The following is a 16,945-nucleotide window of genomic DNA, read 5'->3' on the forward strand; positions in this document are numbered from 1 at the left end:
TAATATATTTGTAAATTAATTCTAAATGGGGTGGGAAGCATGGAGCAACATATTTTTGTTTCGAAACTGATACCTCCAACACCAGTCAATAACTATTTAAGAAGAGCAAAATTAATGAAAAAGCTTTCGGATTGGCCGCATGCAAAGTGTACCATTTTACATAGTAGCGCAGGTTACGGGAAAACATCACTTATGAGTCAATTTTTAAATGATCAAAAAACAAAATCCTCCTGGTATCAGATTACGCCGGATGATGACTCAATATTTCCGTTTTTGCGTCATTTTATCTATAGTATTCAACAGCATTTCCCGTCGTTCGGCGATAAATTAAAAGGATGGGATGAGACGTTAAAGTTTCACAATATGGAAGAATTACTGCAGCTTTCAAAACAAATTGCAAATGAGCTGCACTATATAAAAGAGCCTTTCTTAATTGTGTTGGACGACTATCACCATGTGTCACATGTATTTCCAATCAACTACATTATGAATCAGCTGCTTCAATTTTTGCCTGCCAATCTCCATATCATTGTCGCCACGAGAAAAATGCCTGAGTGGAGCTGTTTGTTGACGCTTCGCATGAATAATCAGCTGATAGAATGTTTAGAGCCGGAATTTACTTTTGCAGAAGAAGATGTTCAATATTTATTTGAAGCATTTTTTGACCGGCAACTAACGGATGAACAAAGTGAATTTATTATGCAAATGACGGAAGGCTGGGCAATGGCGATCATGCTCCTTGGCTATAAAGCGAAATATAGTCAGGAACAGCTCATCGATATAGCAGAAGGATCGGTCGGGAATTTTTTTGCATATCTTTCCGCGGAAGTATTCGATAAGCTGGATGAGCAACTGCGGCTTCAGCTTCTAAAGCTGGGCATCCATCAAGTGATTTCCCTTGATGTCATTACGGAACTATACGGAGTGGAATGGATCCAGCAAGTAAAGCCGAAGTTAGATGAGCTTGCGTTTATAACGCCATTGGCAGGAGGAACAAAGTACCGGTTCCATGCACTGTTCCAACAGTTTCTGCAGCAGCGGCTGAGCGAATACTATCCGGATCTGCATGAGGAATCTCATGGACAGGCAGCCCGGTATTATGCCAATCAAAATTTAGGTGTATTAGCTGTCACACATGCAACCCAGCTGAAAAATAACCGGTACTATATCGAGTTACTGCTGCAATTTTCACCGCAGTTTATTGAAGCAGGGCAATTTGAATTTTTACTGGAACGGCTGAAAGACTTTGCGATGGAAGAGAAACCGTATCAGCTTTTGTATTATGAAGGGGAATGCCAGCGTTACCGTGCACAATATGAACGGGCAAAAAATGCGTACAATGAATGCTTTATAAAAGCGCAGCTGCAGCAGGACCGGTTGTTTTTAATGCGCTCACAGTTTGGGCTTGCCAATATTTATTTGGATACCCTTCAGCCTGTTTTTGCGGAACATCATCTGCAGCAGGCAATTAGTTTATTGAACGAAGTAGATGTGAGTGATACAGAACGTCATCTTATTAATAGTTTATATACCGAAAATCTGATTAATTTAGGGAAAGCGGGGGAGGCACTGCGCTGGAGCCAGTCGCAAAACCTGGAGTTAAGCATTAATAATATCGATGCGCGTCTTTATTTGCGCCACGGTCAGTTGGAAAAAGCGAAAGAGCTGCTGAATGCGCGTGTGTCAAAACCGTTCCAATGGGAAGAAGCGCACCGCACGACCGATTTACTGCTCGTCTTGATCGATGTGTTAATGGGTGAGAATACGCAGGCATATAGCCGAATTATTGAGGGTGGAAAAGAAGCGCTCGTTGATATGCCGTATACACTTGCCCTGACAAAGCTGCGTAAAGGACTGGCGCTACTTAACATGGAGATGAAAGATTTTGAACGTGCAAAAGGCTGTTTTGATGAGACACTTGATCTCCTCAATCTTATTCACGTAAAGCGTATTACTGCCGAGTGTTATATGGGACTAATTTTGTATCACCGCGATAATGTGTATGAGGCGAAGCGCCATGCACAAATTGGACTGAGGGAAACGAATAAAGTCCAGGATTTCTGGATGTCGGCGTTGTTGTTGACGGCGTTGACGAAAGTTCTGGCAGAAAACAGCCATTTTCAAGAAGCGGTCGATACTGCAAAACAGGCATTATCCTATTATGAGCGCAGTGAGGATACGTACGGTCAGATGATATGTTTCTTTTGGCTGGCGTATTGTTTTGTTAATTTAAATAATCAGCAAGAAGCGTTAACATATTATCGTCGTTTTTGGGATTTATGTGTGAATGATTATCCGTTTTTTATGGAGAAGAAAACCCTTTTCGGACCGCGTTATTTAATTGTATTTGTTCAACTCGCGAAACAGCTGCAGCAGGAGATGCTCGTATTTAACCAGTTAAATATAAATGCCGCACCAAGTACGGAGCTATCATTGACGTTATTTGGTCCTGTACAAGTCTATCGTGAACATGAAATGATTCAAGATAAAGAGTGGAAGCGTTTGAAAGCGAAGGAACTATTTTTCTATTTATATATTCATCGCGAGCAGTTTGTATCACGCCAGCAAATTTGCGACGCGATTTGGCAGCAGGATGAAGAAGCGATGCAACGGGATTTTAAAGTTGTTTTTAACGCGATGTTAAAAACGCTGGAGCCAACAAGATCGGCGCGTGAGGAAAGCAATTTTATTAAACGCCATCAGCATTTATATAAATTGGAAGATCGCTGGATACATAGTGATGTTGCTTATTTTACGTATTATGTCCAGCGCGGACTTGAAGAAAAGACAGCAAAGCTTTCAAATGAATGGCTGAAACTGGCGATGCGTCTTGTAGATGGACCATTTTGTTCTGACATGGAACGGGATTGGCTGGAATCTTTTCAGGCGTATTACAATGAAAAAATCTTGCTCATTTTGGAACGCGTCGCACAAAATTATGTTCGCCTGCAGCAGTTTGAAAAGGTGATCCGGTGGGCAGACCGAATTATTGCTCTTGATGACGGTCATGAAGAAGGTTACCGGCTGTTGATGCTTGCCCATTACTATTTAGGGAACCGCCGGGAAGCGATTAAACATTATGAGCGCTGTGTAGATGTGCTGGACGACCAATATAAAATTACACCGATGGAACCAACCGAGCGACTGTATGAGCTTGTATTGAAAATGTGAATAGATTGATTGAGCGCTATGTTGAAGATGTATTTCAGCATAGCTTTTTTTATTGGTGTGCAGGAGTGTTAATGCCGTTTTATTAGAACAATTGAGCGGGTTATTAGAAGAAGTTAGAGCGTTATTAGAAGAAATGGAGGGGTATTAGAAGTTGGTTGATATTGAACTGAAAAGAAGCGTGAATTGCCGGAAATTGGGGTGGGAAAAGTTTTGCCGTAATTTTATTAGTAAAGTTGAACGGCTTATTAGAAGAAGTAGGTGTGATATTAGAAGATTGGGAACCTTTATTAGCACAATGCTCAGTGATATTAGAACAACCGCACGATATATTAGAAAATCTTCATTTTATTAGAACAAATTTAATTTTATTAGCACAAAACAAATTTTATTAGAACTTTTTGCCCAGCAATTCGCGCTGCCATTCCCCTCATCCCCCTGAATGTAACTCATTTGTAACTTCGCGATGTTACATTACGAATAAGCAGATAGCTATGCTGAAAATTTTGCTAGGAGGGACATTGAATGAAAAAGCGTTTATGGTTAATTTTTGCGGTATTATCGATTTTCTTATTGGTTGCATGTAACAGTGATTCAACAGACGGCGATGATTCATCAACTACAAATTCAGCTGAGCAAGGTGAGAGCGGGACAACAGAAACAGCTGCATCCTCAACTCCGATTAAAGTTGGTGTACTTGCATCGTTAACGGGAGCTCTTGAATCGTACGGTAAGCAAACGAAAAACGGATTCGAGTTAGGTCTTGAATATGCGACAGACGGCACGATGGAAGTAGAAGGACGTAAAATCGAAGTCGTTTGGGAAGATACAGAAACAAAACCGGAAGTAGCCGTTCAAAAGGCAACGAAGCTATTAGAAGATGACGCGGTTGATTTTTTAGTTGGTTCATCAAGTTCAGGTGACACATTGGCAGTACTTCCACTAGCAGAAGAATACGAGAAAATTATGATTGTAGAACCAGCAGTAGCAGACAGTATTACAGGTTCAGAATTTAATCCGTACATTTTCAGAACGGCACGTAACTCTTCACAGGATGCTTATGCAGCGGCAGCCGCAATCGCTGGAGAAGGTGTAAAAATTGCAACGTTTGCACCGGACTACTCATTCGGTTGGGATGGTGTATCGGCATTTAAGGCAGCAGCTGAAGGATTAGGCGCTGAAATTGTGTTGGAAGAATATGCAGACCCGGCTGCAACAGACTTTACGTCAAACTTGCAAAAAATTATTGATGCAAAACCGGACTTTTTATTCGTTGTATGGGCAGGGGCAAACTCTCCTTGGAACCAGATTGCAGATTTAAAACTGCAAGAAAAAGGCATTAAAATTTCAACTGGTGCACCGGACATTATTGCACTTCAATTTATGGAGCCATTAGTAGGAATGGAAGGATTCTCTGTATATCACCATACACTACCGAAAAATGAAGTGAATGATTGGTTAGTAGAAGAACATAAAGCACGATTCAATGGTGAAGTGCCGGATCTATTTACACCGGGCGGATTTACAGCGGCCGTTGCGATTGTAGAAGCCCTGAAAAAATCAGGCGGGGATGCGGACGGAAATACGTTGATTCCATTAATGGAAGGTATGTCATTTGAAACACCGAAAGGAACGATGACATTCCGTGAAGAGGACCACCAGGCATTACAGACGATGTACGCAATCCGCCTTGAAAAAGTAGCGGAATTTGATTATCCGGTACCAGTATTACTGCGCGAATTACTTCCAGAAGAAACGGAACCTCCTATTTTAAACTAGCAAATAAGTGAGGCTGTCTAAAAAGTGTTGAACTTTCAAGACAGCCTTTTGTTATAAGGATCACCATGTAAATGAAAAACGAGAGGGTGAGATGATGGAACCGATTTTAAAAACGAACAATTTATCGATTAAATTCGGCGAGCATAAAGCAGTGGACAGCATTAATTTTGAAATGACAGCAAAGCAGTTTAAATCCATTATTGGGCCAAACGGTGCTGGAAAAACGACTTTCTTCAATTTAATTAGCGGCGAGCTGGAGCCTACTGAAGGAGATGTCTTTTTTAAAGGCCAATCACTTCAAAAAAAGTCATCTGTGGACCGGACGCGATTAGGCATTGGAAGATCATTTCAAATAACAAATGTGTTTCCGAATTTAACCGTGTTGGAAAATGTACGCCTTGCCGTGCAATCGAAACGAAAAGTGCGCTTTCATATGCTCAATCATTTCCTGAAGTATAAAGAAATTACGAATGAAGCGGTTGAAATTTTGGAACAAGTGCTATTAACCGATAAAATGCATCAGGTGGCGAATCAGCTTTCCCATGGCGAAAAAAGAAAACTGGAAATCGGGATGTTACTGGCACTTGATACTGAAATTTTACTGTTGGATGAGCCGACAGCCGGCATGTCATTGGAGGAAGTACCTGCAATATTGGATGTGATTCGTTCGATTAAGGAGCGCGGAGATAAAACGATTTTATTGATCGAGCACAAAATGGATATGATTATCGATTTGTCCGATTCGATTATGGTGCTGTTCAATGGTGCGCTGTTAGCTGACGGGTCACCTGAGGAAATTATGAACAATGAAACGGTACAACAAGCGTATTTAGGAGGCCTTGCGTATGAATAATATTTTAACGCTGGAGCGTGTGGAGACGTTTATTTCACAATATCACATTTTGCAAGGTATCAATTTTGAAGCGAAAGCGGGAGAAGTATCCGTTTTACTAGGGCGGAATGGCGCCGGGAAAACGACGACACTTCGCACGATTATGGGATTGACACCGGCATCGAAAGGAGCGATTCATTTCGACGGGAAAGATATTACGAAAATGACGCCTTATGATATTGCGAACAGTGGAATCGGCTATGTACCGGAAGATCAGGGAATTTTTGGCCAGCTGACGGTAGAGGAAAACATGAAAGTGGCGATTCGAAAAGAAACGAATGCGACAATGCAAAAGCAGGTTTACATTTTAGAGTTATTCCCGGATTTGAAAAAGTTCTGGAAAAAGCAAGGGGGCTATCTATCGGGCGGTCAAAAGCAAATGCTTGCGATGGCAAGGGCTTTCGTCAACGACAGCAAGCTGCTGTTAATCGATGAACCATCGAAAGGGCTTGCGCCAATTGTGATTGAGAAAGTGATGGAAGCCATTACTGAAATGAAAAAGCATACATCGATCGTGCTTGTTGAACAGAACTTTATGATGGCGAGTAAAATCGGCGATACGTTCACATTGATTGATGACGGGCGAACAGTGCAATCAGGAGAAATGCAAGGTTTAATCGAAGACGAACAGCTGAAGCGTAAATATTTAGGAATCGGATAAGGAGGGGAAGCGAATGGAACTAATAATCAGTTTAGCGATAAATGGACTAGCGACAGGAATGCTTATTTTCTTACTGGCAGCCGGATTGACGCTTATATTCGGGTTAATGGATGTGCTGAATTTTGCGCACGGCGGACTGTTCGTATGGGGTGCCTATACAGGGGTATTCACGTATTTATGGAGCAACAGCTTTTTAGTCGGAATTGTTGTCGCGATTCTCACAGGCCTTGTTCTAGGATTTATTACGGAAAAACTTATTATTAAGCCGGTTTACGGAAATCACGTACAGCAGATTTTAATTACGCTCGGATTTATGCTCGTGCTGCAGGAAATGATTAAAGTTGTTTTCGGTCCAAACGGTGTACCTGTTAAAGTTCCTTCTTACTTGGCAGGCAGCTGGCAAATTGGTGATTTAACGATTATTAAATACCGGATTTTTATTATCGTTGTAGGTTTTGCTTTATTTGGTGTTCTGTATTTTATTTTAAATCGGACGAAAATCGGATTGGTCGTTCGGGCTGGGGTTATGAACCGGGAAATGACACAGGCCTTGGGTATCAACATTAAGCGTGTATTTTTAATTGTCTTTATGTGCGGCGCGGCATTGGCGGCATTAGGCGGAATGCTGATGGCTCCGTATTCGGGGGTTGTTTATGCGGAAATGGGAATGGAATATGCGATTTTAGGATTTATCGTTGTAGTCATCGGCGGAATGGGGAGTTTCCAAGGTTCATTGATGGCAGCAATTTTAGTAGGGCTTGCCGGAAGTTTTATGGCATATTATGTGCCGTTTTTATCCGTTGCGGTCAACATGATTTTAATGGCAAGTGTTCTGATTTTCCGTCCACAAGGCTTATTCACAGTTGCGAAGGGGTGATTCTATGTTAAAACAGCCATTAATTTTATCGAAAATGAATTTAGCGTATGCAGTCGTAGTAGGAGTCATGGCCGTATTACCGTTTGTACTGGATTCTCGAACGATGACGATTTTGTTAACGCAGTTTTGTATTTTTGCAATACTGGCGATGAGTTACGATATTTTACTAGGTTACACGGGTATTATTTCATTCGGTCATGCAATGTTTTTCGGGATCGGTGCGTATACGACCGCGATTATGCTGAGCGATTACGGTCCATCAATCGGTATATTCGCTACCTCGGTTGTAGTCGGAATCGCGCTATCTGCCATTATTAGTGTAATAAGCGGTGCATTGACGCTTCGGTTGAAAAGTCACTTTTATGCAATGTTTACGTTAGCAATTTCAGGGTTGTTCTTAGTGTTGGCGGAAAAGTGGCGTACGGTAACGAAGGGGAATGATGGGTTTACTTTCCGAGCACCGGAACTGTTCCGTGAGCGATTGTATTTTTACTTTTTAGTGCTCATCTGTCTAGTTGTCATTTTCATTTTACTGAAACGAATCGTTGCATCACCGTTCGGGAAAGTGCTTGTTGCGATTCGTGAAAATGAGCAGCGTACACGTTCGCTCGGGTTTAAAACGTTGGGGTACAAAATCATTGCTTCCGTTATTGCCGGCGCTGTTGCAAGTTTGGCAGGTTCGCTTTACGCTATATCGCTACGCTTCGTCAATACGAGTGTGCTGACGATGGATATTACGTTGGACGCACTGATGATGACGATTATCGGGGGAGTTGGAACATTAATCGGACCGATCATCGGGGCAGGTGTCATTGAATTTGCGCAACATTACTTATCAGGTCTTGCAAGAGACTATCCCATTTTTGAAAGATGGATTATTTTCTTCGGTATTTTGTACATTTTAGCGGTTATATTCTTCCCGCGAGGCATCGTAGGTACGGTATCAATGCGCTATCACGAGTGGAAGCTGAAAAAAGGGCAAAAAACAAAGGCATCTGTCAAGCTTCGTGAAAAGGAGATACAACGATGATCGGAATAACTGGATTAGGAATGTTTTTACCTGAAGGAAGATTGACCGGTGCCCAAATTGCGGAGAAGGCAAATATTCCGGCAGCTGTCGTTGAAACAAAAATGGGCATTATTGAAAAAGTGGTTGCTGGACCGCATGACCATCCGGTTGAAATGAGTGTAAAAGCGGCAAAGGAAGCGATTTCCGAAGCGCAAGTGGATGCAAAAGATATTGATGTCGTCATTTATATCGGGGAAGAGCATAAAGAGTACCCGTTATGGACGGCTGCCATAAAAATTCAGGAAGAAATCGGGGCGGTGAATGCATGGGCATTTGATGTCCAGCTTCGATGCGGTACGGCCATTATGGCGATGAAAGTAGCAAAAAGTTTAATGCTTGCGGATGATTCCGTCAAGACGGTCCTGTTGGCTGGAGGGTACCGCAACCATGATTTTATCGATTATGAAAACGAGCGGACACGCTTTATGTTCAATCTAGGTGCAGGTGCGGGTGCCATGATTTTACAGAAAAACGCGGGCGGGCACGAAGTACTGGAGGCCTCGCTCATTACAGACGGTTCATTTTCGGAAGATGTTGTTGTTCCGGTAGGCGGCACAAAGGAACCGTTAACGGTTGATCATCTACAGGCAGGCCGCTATATATTGGATGTTCTCGATCCTGAAGGCATGAAGCTTCGTTTGGAGCAGAAATCATTAAGCAATTTTTTAAAGGTAATTCGCCAATCGCTGCAGAAAAGTGGTTATAGCGAAACTAATTTACATTATGTTGCGATGCTTCATATGAAAAAGTCTGCACATGACTATGTATTACAAGAGCTGGGGCTTTCAGAGGAGAAATCGATTTATTTGTCGCATTACGGTCATATCGGACAAATCGATCAGATTTTATCTCTTTGTCTTGCGCGTAAGGAAGGGAAACTGCAGGATGGGCAAATTGTTTCGTTAGTGAGTGCAGGTATAGGCTATGCATGGGGTGCGATTACAGTAAAATGGGGGGCTTAAAATGAATAAGCTGGACGTTTTGGCAAAAGTGGAATTATCAAATGGTGAAACTTTATCATATCGGAAGCGAGAAGGCGGCGATGAACTTGTTCTATTAGTTCATGGCAATATGACAAGTTCGAAACATTGGGATTTGCTGATGGAATCAATGGATGAACGATTCACAATTTATGCGGTAGATATGCGCGGCTTTGGCGAATCCACGTACAATAAACGGATTACATCGATCAAAGACTTCAGCGATGATATTAAGCTTTTCGTTGATGCGCTCGAGTTGAAGGACTTTACAATCATTGGCTGGTCGACAGGCGGTAATGTCGCAATGCAGTTTTGTGCAGATTATCCGGACTATAGTAAAAAGCTCGTATTATTTGCTTCGGGTTCAACACGGGGGTATCCGTTTTATAGTTCAAATGCGGACGGAACACCGGATCTTACAAAGCGTTTAGCAACAATTGAACAAATTGAGCAGGATCCCGTTAAAACAATTCCAATGCAGCAAATGTATGACACGAAAAACCGTGATGGCCTGAAGTTTGTATGGAACAGTGTGATCTATACACAGAACCAGCCGGACGAAGCGCGCTATGAACAATATGTGGATGACATGCTGACACAGCGTAACTTGGCGGATGTGTACCATGCATTAAATACATTCAACATAAGTGCAGTCGATAATGAAGTCGCAAGGGGAACGAATCAAGTAAAAGATATTCACATTCCGACATTTGTTTTATACGGCGATCGCGACTTTGTAGTTACTGGGGAGATGACAACCGAAATTATCGAGGATTTTGCAGGCAGGGCACAAATCATGAAACTGGCAAACTGTGGACACTCGCCGCTAGTCGATAGTTTGGATGAAACGAAAGAGGCAATAGAGGAGTTTATCTTATCTTAAAAGGGGTCGGGGCTATATGCGTTTAGCAAATAAAGTAGCAATTATTACAGGTGGTGCAGGTGGTATTGGCCTTGCAGCGGTAAAGCGTTTTTTGGAAGAAGGCGCAAAAGTGGCCATCGTAGACTATGACAAACAACAAGGTGAAAAAATGGAAGCAGAGCTAGGGGAGAATGTCGCCTTCTTTGCTGTTGATGTATCAAAACTCGCTGAAGTAAAGGAAATGGTTGAGCAAGTTGTTGACCGTTTCGGCAAAATCGATATTTTGATAAATAACGCAGGGATTACCCGTGATGCAACGCTTGTCAAAATGAGCGAAGAGGATTTTGAGAAGGTTATTCAAATTAATTTAAACGGTGTCTACTACTGCACACAAGCAGTAGCACCTCATATGATCGCGCAAGGGTCAGGGAAAATTATCAGCACTTCATCGGTAAGTGGTGTGTATGGTAATTTTGGTCAAACAAACTATGCGGCAACAAAAGCGGCAATTATCGGGATGACAAAAACATGGGCAAAAGAGCTTGGTCGTAAAGGAATCAATGTAAATGCCGTCGCTCCCGGATTTACGGCAACGCCAATGGTCGAAAAGATGCCGGAAAAAGTGCTCCAGCAAATGGAGGGCATTACAAGTTTACAACGATTAGGGAAACCGGAAGATATCGCAAATGCTTATTTATTTTTAGCATCGGATGAAGCGAGTTATATTACAGGTCATGTTCTGCAAGTTGATGGCGGCATTATGATGTAGAAGGTGGGATGGCTAATGCAACAGCTGGACTTTTGGATTGCGAAACGAGCGGGCCAAACACCGGATAAAACGGCTTTAATTCAAATAGAAACAGGTGAAACGTGGACATATAAAGAATTGATGCAGCATGCGAATGGGTGGAGCAGTACATTTTCCAAGCAGCAATTACAGCAAGGAGACCGAGTTGTGACGTTGATGGAAAATTCAATCGAAAGCTTTGCCATTTTAATTGCTTGTCGCTTGAACGAATTGATCTATGTTCCGCTAAATACAAAGTTATCTATATCCGAATTACAGGTTGTTTTATCCGATTGCACACCCGCTTTATTAATTACTGATGATACGCATTGTGAACGTGCGATGCAGCTTTCGCCAGCCAAGTTCTTAACATGCGGTAGCTCGGAATTAATTGAGCCTACTACATATAAGTGGCGTGATGAACCTCAGCTTCCGTGGATGATGATTTACACCGGGGGGACGACCGGTAAACCAAAAGGTGTCGTCTTGTCGTATGAGGCTGTCACTACGAATGCGATAAATACCGTCATTAGCTGGGGGTTAAATGACAAGGACTGCACACTGAATTATATGCCCCTATTTCATACAGGAGGAATTAATGCACTTGCATTACCTATTCTTATGGCAGGCGGGACAGTAGTGATCGGCCAAAAGTTTGATCCGGAAAAAGCGGTTCGGGCAGTTGACGAATATAAAACGACCGTTTCATTGTTTGTACCGACGATGTACCAATCCATTATTGAAACAGACTATTTTAAGCAGTCCTGTTTTCCGACAGTAAAATTATTTTTATCGGGAGGGGCACCTTGTCCAAAGCCTGTTTATGAATGTTTCCAAAAAAGAGGGCTTTTTTTTAAAGAAGGTTACGGTTTAACAGAAGCAGGTCCGAATAACTTTTATATCGATGCAGAAATAGCGATGAACAAAAAGGGTGCGATCGGAAAAAGTATGCTTTTCAACGAAGTGAAAATCATCAATAAAGAAGGTCAGCTATGTGCAGAAGGGGAAGTTGGGGAACTTTGCTTAAAAGGCAGCCATGTTTTTACGCACTACTGGAAAAATGAAGAGGCCACAACCGAGACATTTGAGGGTGGCTGGTTAAAGACAGGTGACTTGGCAAAGTTTGATGAAGACGGCGATTATTATATTGTCGGACGGAAAAAGGAAATGATTATAACGGGCGGAGAAAATGTATATCCGCAAGAAGTCGAACAATGTTTAATCGCCCATGAAGCAGTGCAGGAAGTTTCGGTTATAGGTATTCCCAATGAAAAATGGGGCGAATGTGTTGTAGCGTTTGTAATTTCTGGAGATCCGTCCGAGCAACTTCAATCTGAGCTTTTAAAGTACTGTAAAGAACGCCTCGCCAATTATAAAGTGCCGAAGCAAATTTATTTTCTCCAGGAACTTCCGAAAACAGTTGTCGGTAAAATTGATAAAAAGCAGCTTATGAGTTGTGTGTTTATAACAGAATAGAGCGTATATACCGATGTTTAAACGACCAAAATGTTGATAGGGACATTTTGGCCTTTTTTGAATCAATTTCCTAAGAAGTTTATATGAAGTTCATATAGCTCCTTTATAATGCAGAGGTGTTAAAAAGGAGGATATCGATGAACAAGTTATTAAATCCAATTACAGATTGGGTATCAACAAAACGCGGTGCCTGGATTACACTTATTGTCTGGCTTGTGCTGATGATTGGCTTAAGCGCAGGTCCAATGCTAAGTGAATACAAAGTAACAAACTTCCAATCATTGCCGGACGATGCACAATCAATTATCGCTGAAAATAAATTAAGCGAATACTTCCCGAATGATGAAGGAACACCGGGTATACTCGTTTTCCATAATAAAAATGGGGAAATCAATGTTGACAGCGTGAAGGAAATTCTGAACGCGGTGATTGCAGAAAATATTGAAGGTATTGACCAAATTGTTGATATTTCAAACTTGCCGCCGCAAGCTTTGACAGGGTTCACGTCGGAAGACAAAACGACAATGATCGTACCAATGACATTAGAGCAAGGCCTTGGTAATTCGGCATATGCGGAAATTAACGATTTTGCAACTGAAATCGGAAGTAAAGCAGCTGAAAAAACAGGTGATACACAGTTCTATATTACAGGTCCTGCAGGGATTGCCGGCGATACAGTAAAGCTGTTTGAACAAGCAGACTTACAGCTTATATTCGCAACAATCGGGATTATTTTAATTCTACTAATTGTTATTTACCGTTCACCGCTTTTAGCAATCATTCCATTACTTGCAACGGTAATTGTTTATCAAGTAGTAAATCAGTCGGTTGCTTTAATGGGGGCAGCTGGTCTAGAAATTAATAACTCTACAACATCGATTATGAGTATCCTGTTATTTGCTGCAGTAATCGATTACTCGTTATTCGTATTCTCGCGTTACCGTGAAGAACTGAACCATTACGAAAACAAATATGAAGCAATGAAGTATGCGATGCGTGCAACTGGCGAGCCGGTATTCTTTGCTGGTGGTACAGTACTTGCAGCAATGCTTGTCTTATTTTTTGCAGATTTCCGTGACTACCAAAACTTCGCACCGATATTTGGTACAGCGGTATTTGTTATTATGCTAGGTTCAATCACATTAGTTCCCGCGTTATTCGCATTATTTGGACGTAAAGCATTCTGGCCGAAAGTACCGAAATTCGGCGAAACAAAGGAAGTAAAGCATGGTATTTGGGGAGCAATTGCCAAGTTTGTTGTAAACAAACCTTATTTATCAGGCGGGTTAGTTCTGATTTTCATGATTATTACTTCATTAAATGTGTTCAACCTAGATTATGAATTTGATACGGTAAAATCTTTCCCTGAAGAATTGCCATCACGTGTCGGTTATGAAATCGTGGAGTCCCGCTTTGATAAAGGGGAACTTGCACCGACTTCACTGTTAGTCGAAAGTGAGCAGGCATTAACTGAACAGCAAAAGCAAGATTTAACGGAAGCATTAATGGCCGAAGATGACATTGCATCTGTTCGCCCGTCTGCCGTTTCGGAAGATGATACGAAAATGAAACTAACAATGGCGTTTGATCTAAATCCATATGATCCGGAAGCAATCGATAAACTCGAAGAAATGCGTGACAACAGCGCGGAATATTTAGCGGCAGCCGGTATTAACGGTGAACTGTACTTTGCAGGAACAACGGCAAAATTGCTGGATGAGCGAAATGTAAACAACGCTGACATCATTAAAATTGTAGTTTTAGAAACAATTTTAATTTTAGTACTATTATTTGTCCTTACGAAGTCTTGGAAAATGCCGATTTATATGATGGCAACAATTCTAGTGTCTTATTTATCGGCATTGGGATTAGGGTTATTCCTTGTCGACGTATTATTTGGCTACGATGCAATCAGTACGCGTGTACCTGTTTATGCATTTATATTCCTAGTTGCGTTAGGTATTGACTATAATATTATTTTAGTGTCCCGATTCCTTGAAGAACGCAAACGTACAACAGTAAAACAGGCGCTGGAAATCGCCATTCGCAATACAGGCGGTGTCATTTCATCAGCGGGTGTTATTCTGGCAGCGACTTTCGCGGCATTAATGACGATGCCAATTGCCGATTTATTCGTATTCGGCTTTATCGTTTCAGTAGGCATCCTTATTGATACATTCCTAGTGCGTGGTATGCTGTTACCAATGTTGATATTAACATTTGAAAAAGACAAGAAGTAATGGTTAGATTGAGGGGCATCGAGTAATTCGATGTCTCTTTTTATGGATAGAATGAGAGTAAATTTATATGTAATGGAAATTTAAATAAAAGGCGGTGATCCAATGCGAATATTAGTTGTCGATGACGATGCATTTATAAGAAAATTGATCGGCATCCATTTGAAAAAAGAGGGATTCGAAGCACTGTTTGCAAGTGATGGTATGGAAGCGCTGAATTTATTGCAGCAGGAGCCGGTAGATTTGGCGATTGTCGATGTAATGATGCCGAAAATGGATGGCGTAACATTGACGAAAAACCTAGCCGAAATCGGTGTGCCCGTATTGATGCTTACTGCCAAAACAACGCTGGATGATAAGGAAAAAGGGTTTTTGGCAGGGGCAGATGACTATATGGTGAAGCCATTCGAGCCGAAAGAACTGCTGTTTAGAGTACGTGCAATTTTACGCCGCTTTCAAAAAACTGAACGCAGCCAAATAAAGATCGCCAATATGCTCATTGACCGGCAAACATATGAAGTAAAGGTAGGAGAACAAGTATCGTTACTGCCTTTAAAAGAATTTGAGCTATTAAGCATCCTATGTTCAAGACCGGAAGTGGTATTTACGCGAGACCAGCTAATGGAACAAGTGTGGGGTTATGATTATGACGGGGATGACTTCACACTGACAACACATATTAAGCGTCTACGCAGCCGGTTGGAAGAAGTGAATGCACAAGTGAAAATTCAAACTGTACGAGGAATCGGCTATAAAATAGAGGAATTGAAATGAAAACATTATACAGGCAATATATTGTCGTAACATTGACTGTAATCATTATAAGCATTACGATGTCCATGCTGTTAATCGGTCAAATTTATAAATTCCAAATTCGACCTGATACAGATGCCAAAAATTATGGGGTAGCACAGGAAGTACAGCAGATTTTAAAATCAATGCCAAAAGAGAGTGCGGATGCCTACTTTCAATCCATTGCAAAACTTGGCTATCAAATAGGGGTCATCTATCCCGATGGAAATTTAGTTTCATACGGAAGTGCGTTTAAAAAAACAAATCTCACGCCTGAAATGGTAAGTATTATCGGTAAGGATGAAGTGTATCACGGTATTCGTGATTATTATGGTTCTTCTTACTTTATGAATCATTTCGCGAACGATATTAAAAATACAATTGGTGTGTCGTTTCAACTAGATAATGAGAGCTATGCCTTTTTCATACGGCAGGAAAATGCCACACTCTTTTCTGAAATGCATCTATTGATCGTTAGTTTTATTATTATTACCGCTGTCGTAATTTTATTGACGATGATTTTGCTTGCCCGTCAAATGGTAAGACCATTGAAACAATTACAGCAGGCTACAAAGCAAATTGCCCTTGAAAATTACGATGTTCAATTAACGATTGATCGGAATGATGAGCTTGGGCAGCTTGCAACACAGTTTCAAAAGATGGCCAATCGTCTCGCTGAAAATGATCAGATCAAGAAAGACTTCATCAACAATGTATCGCATGACTTTCAATCGCCTTTGCTCAATATTCAAGGCTATGCGAATGTGCTGAAGGATGCGGAAAATACGGAAGAAGAACGTGTACAGTATTTGGAAATTATAGAACAGGAAACGAAGCGACTTTCCGCATTAACAAAGCAATTGCTATTACTAAGCTCGCTTGACCAGAAAAACTTACCTGTCCAAAAAAAGACCTATTCATTAGATAAACAGTTGAAGGAACGGCTATTTTCGAAGCGATGGAAACTGGATGATAAGCAGATGGAGCTCGTATATGAGCTGGAGCCAGTTGAAGTTTTTGCAGATGAGCAGTTAATGGAACAAGTATGGGACAATTTGCTGTCAAATGCCATTCGTTACAGTGAGGACAAAGGGAAAATTATCGTAACATGCAGTAAAAAGGACAATCAGATTTTTGTGACGATAAAAGATAACGGGATTGGTATTCCAGAACAAGCACTTGAAAAGGTAAAGGAACGATTCTACCGGGTAGACCCTTCGCGCTCGAGTCAAAGCAGCGGATTAGGCTTGGCGATTGTAACAGAAATCGTTAACCGGCATGCGGGACAATTTGTTATTGAAAGTGAGCTTGGGAAGGGAACTAAGGTGACAGTTGTTTTAAATGTACAATAAATAGAAAGAGGGC

The 16,945-nt window shown here is 41.4% G+C and carries 13 protein-coding genes; all 13 read left to right on the forward strand.

Annotated features, from left to right (window positions below):
• The first annotated feature begins 39 nt into the window (after positions 1 to 39).
• Positions 40 to 3,171: an AfsR/SARP family transcriptional regulator gene (locus tag CBM15_RS08485; RefSeq protein ID WP_087617119.1), complete on the forward strand. Its 3,132-nt coding sequence runs from the start codon at positions 40 to 42 to the stop codon at positions 3,169 to 3,171.
• A 522-nt stretch (positions 3,172 to 3,693) separates the two neighbouring features.
• Entirely contained in the window at positions 3,694 to 4,947 is a 1,254-nt protein-coding gene (locus CBM15_RS08490; RefSeq protein ID WP_087617120.1) for a substrate-binding domain-containing protein, read from the forward strand.
• A gap of 94 nt (positions 4,948 to 5,041) precedes the next feature.
• A complete protein-coding gene (locus CBM15_RS08495) occupies positions 5,042 to 5,800 on the forward strand; it encodes an ABC transporter ATP-binding protein (RefSeq protein WP_087617121.1) in 759 nt (252 codons plus the stop codon).
• The gene (locus CBM15_RS08500; protein ID WP_087617122.1) at positions 5,793 to 6,500 is read left to right on the forward strand and encodes an ABC transporter ATP-binding protein; all 708 of its coding nucleotides are present in this window, start codon (positions 5,793 to 5,795) and stop codon (positions 6,498 to 6,500) included. The genes CBM15_RS08495 and CBM15_RS08500 overlap by 8 nt, the downstream gene beginning before the upstream one ends.
• A 13-nt stretch (positions 6,501 to 6,513) precedes the next feature.
• Positions 6,514 to 7,377, forward strand: coding sequence for a branched-chain amino acid ABC transporter permease (locus tag CBM15_RS08505; RefSeq protein WP_087617123.1), 864 nt, complete (start codon positions 6,514 to 6,516; stop codon positions 7,375 to 7,377).
• 4 nt (positions 7,378 to 7,381) lie between these two features.
• Positions 7,382 to 8,407 carry a branched-chain amino acid ABC transporter permease gene (locus CBM15_RS08510; RefSeq protein ID WP_087617124.1) on the forward strand — a complete coding sequence of 342 codons (1,026 nt, stop codon included), beginning with the start codon at positions 7,382 to 7,384 and terminating at the stop codon, positions 8,405 to 8,407.
• Positions 8,404 to 9,408 carry a 3-oxoacyl-ACP synthase gene (locus tag CBM15_RS08515; protein ID WP_087617125.1) on the forward strand — a complete coding sequence of 335 codons (1,005 nt, stop codon included), beginning with the start codon at positions 8,404 to 8,406 and terminating at the stop codon, positions 9,406 to 9,408. The genes CBM15_RS08510 and CBM15_RS08515 overlap by 4 nt, the downstream gene beginning before the upstream one ends.
• Before the next feature lies 1 nt (position 9,409).
• A complete protein-coding gene (phaZ, locus tag CBM15_RS08520; RefSeq protein ID WP_087617126.1) occupies positions 9,410 to 10,309 on the forward strand; it encodes an intracellular short-chain-length polyhydroxyalkanoate depolymerase in 900 nt (299 codons plus the stop codon).
• Between the two features lie 16 nt (positions 10,310 to 10,325).
• The gene (fabG, locus tag CBM15_RS08525) at positions 10,326 to 11,057 is read left to right on the forward strand and encodes a 3-oxoacyl-ACP reductase FabG (RefSeq protein ID WP_008406204.1); all 732 of its coding nucleotides are present in this window, start codon (positions 10,326 to 10,328) and stop codon (positions 11,055 to 11,057) included.
• A gap of 15 nt (positions 11,058 to 11,072) precedes the next feature.
• Positions 11,073 to 12,551, forward strand: a complete 1,479-nt coding sequence (locus CBM15_RS08530; RefSeq protein ID WP_087617127.1) for a class I adenylate-forming enzyme family protein — start codon at positions 11,073 to 11,075, stop codon at positions 12,549 to 12,551.
• Positions 12,552 to 12,688: 137 nt separating this feature from the next.
• Complete coding sequence (locus CBM15_RS08535; RefSeq protein ID WP_087617128.1) at positions 12,689 to 14,791, forward strand: MMPL family transporter; 2,103 nt, start codon at positions 12,689 to 12,691, stop codon at positions 14,789 to 14,791.
• 102 nt (positions 14,792 to 14,893) lie between these two features.
• The gene (locus CBM15_RS08540) at positions 14,894 to 15,562 is read left to right on the forward strand and encodes a response regulator transcription factor (RefSeq protein WP_039966977.1); all 669 of its coding nucleotides are present in this window, start codon (positions 14,894 to 14,896) and stop codon (positions 15,560 to 15,562) included.
• Positions 15,559 to 16,932, forward strand: coding sequence for a sensor histidine kinase (locus tag CBM15_RS08545; protein ID WP_087617129.1), 1,374 nt, complete (start codon positions 15,559 to 15,561; stop codon positions 16,930 to 16,932). The genes CBM15_RS08540 and CBM15_RS08545 overlap by 4 nt, the downstream gene beginning before the upstream one ends.
• Positions 16,933 to 16,945: the final 13 nt, after the last annotated feature.

Source organism: Solibacillus kalamii (genome assembly GCF_002174535.1).
Classification (GTDB): Bacteria; Bacillota; Bacilli; order Bacillales_A; family Planococcaceae; genus Solibacillus; species Solibacillus silvestris.

Bases quoted from the DNA above. Each gene is read 5' to 3' on its own strand.
- CBM15_RS08510 (WP_087617124.1), top strand. From the start codon at position 7,382: ATGTTAAAACAGCCATTAATTTTATCGAAAATGAATTTAGCGTATGCA.
- CBM15_RS08495 (WP_087617121.1), top strand. From the start codon at position 5,042: ATGGAACCGATTTTAAAAACGAACAATTTATCGATTAAATTCGGCGAG.
- CBM15_RS08505 (WP_087617123.1), top strand. From the start codon at position 6,514: ATGGAACTAATAATCAGTTTAGCGATAAATGGACTAGCGACAGGAATG.
- CBM15_RS08515 (WP_087617125.1), top strand. From the start codon at position 8,404: ATGATCGGAATAACTGGATTAGGAATGTTTTTACCTGAAGGAAGATTG.
- CBM15_RS08545 (WP_087617129.1), top strand. From the start codon at position 15,559: ATGAAAACATTATACAGGCAATATATTGTCGTAACATTGACTGTAATC.
- fabG (WP_008406204.1), top strand. From the start codon at position 10,326: ATGCGTTTAGCAAATAAAGTAGCAATTATTACAGGTGGTGCAGGTGGT.
- CBM15_RS08500 (WP_087617122.1), top strand. From the start codon at position 5,793: ATGAATAATATTTTAACGCTGGAGCGTGTGGAGACGTTTATTTCACAA.
- CBM15_RS08540 (WP_039966977.1), top strand. From the start codon at position 14,894: ATGCGAATATTAGTTGTCGATGACGATGCATTTATAAGAAAATTGATC.
- CBM15_RS08530 (WP_087617127.1), top strand. From the start codon at position 11,073: ATGCAACAGCTGGACTTTTGGATTGCGAAACGAGCGGGCCAAACACCG.
- phaZ (WP_087617126.1), top strand. From the start codon at position 9,410: ATGAATAAGCTGGACGTTTTGGCAAAAGTGGAATTATCAAATGGTGAA.
- CBM15_RS08485 (WP_087617119.1), top strand. From the start codon at position 40: ATGGAGCAACATATTTTTGTTTCGAAACTGATACCTCCAACACCAGTC.
- CBM15_RS08490 (WP_087617120.1), top strand. From the start codon at position 3,694: ATGAAAAAGCGTTTATGGTTAATTTTTGCGGTATTATCGATTTTCTTA.
- CBM15_RS08535 (WP_087617128.1), top strand. From the start codon at position 12,689: ATGAACAAGTTATTAAATCCAATTACAGATTGGGTATCAACAAAACGC.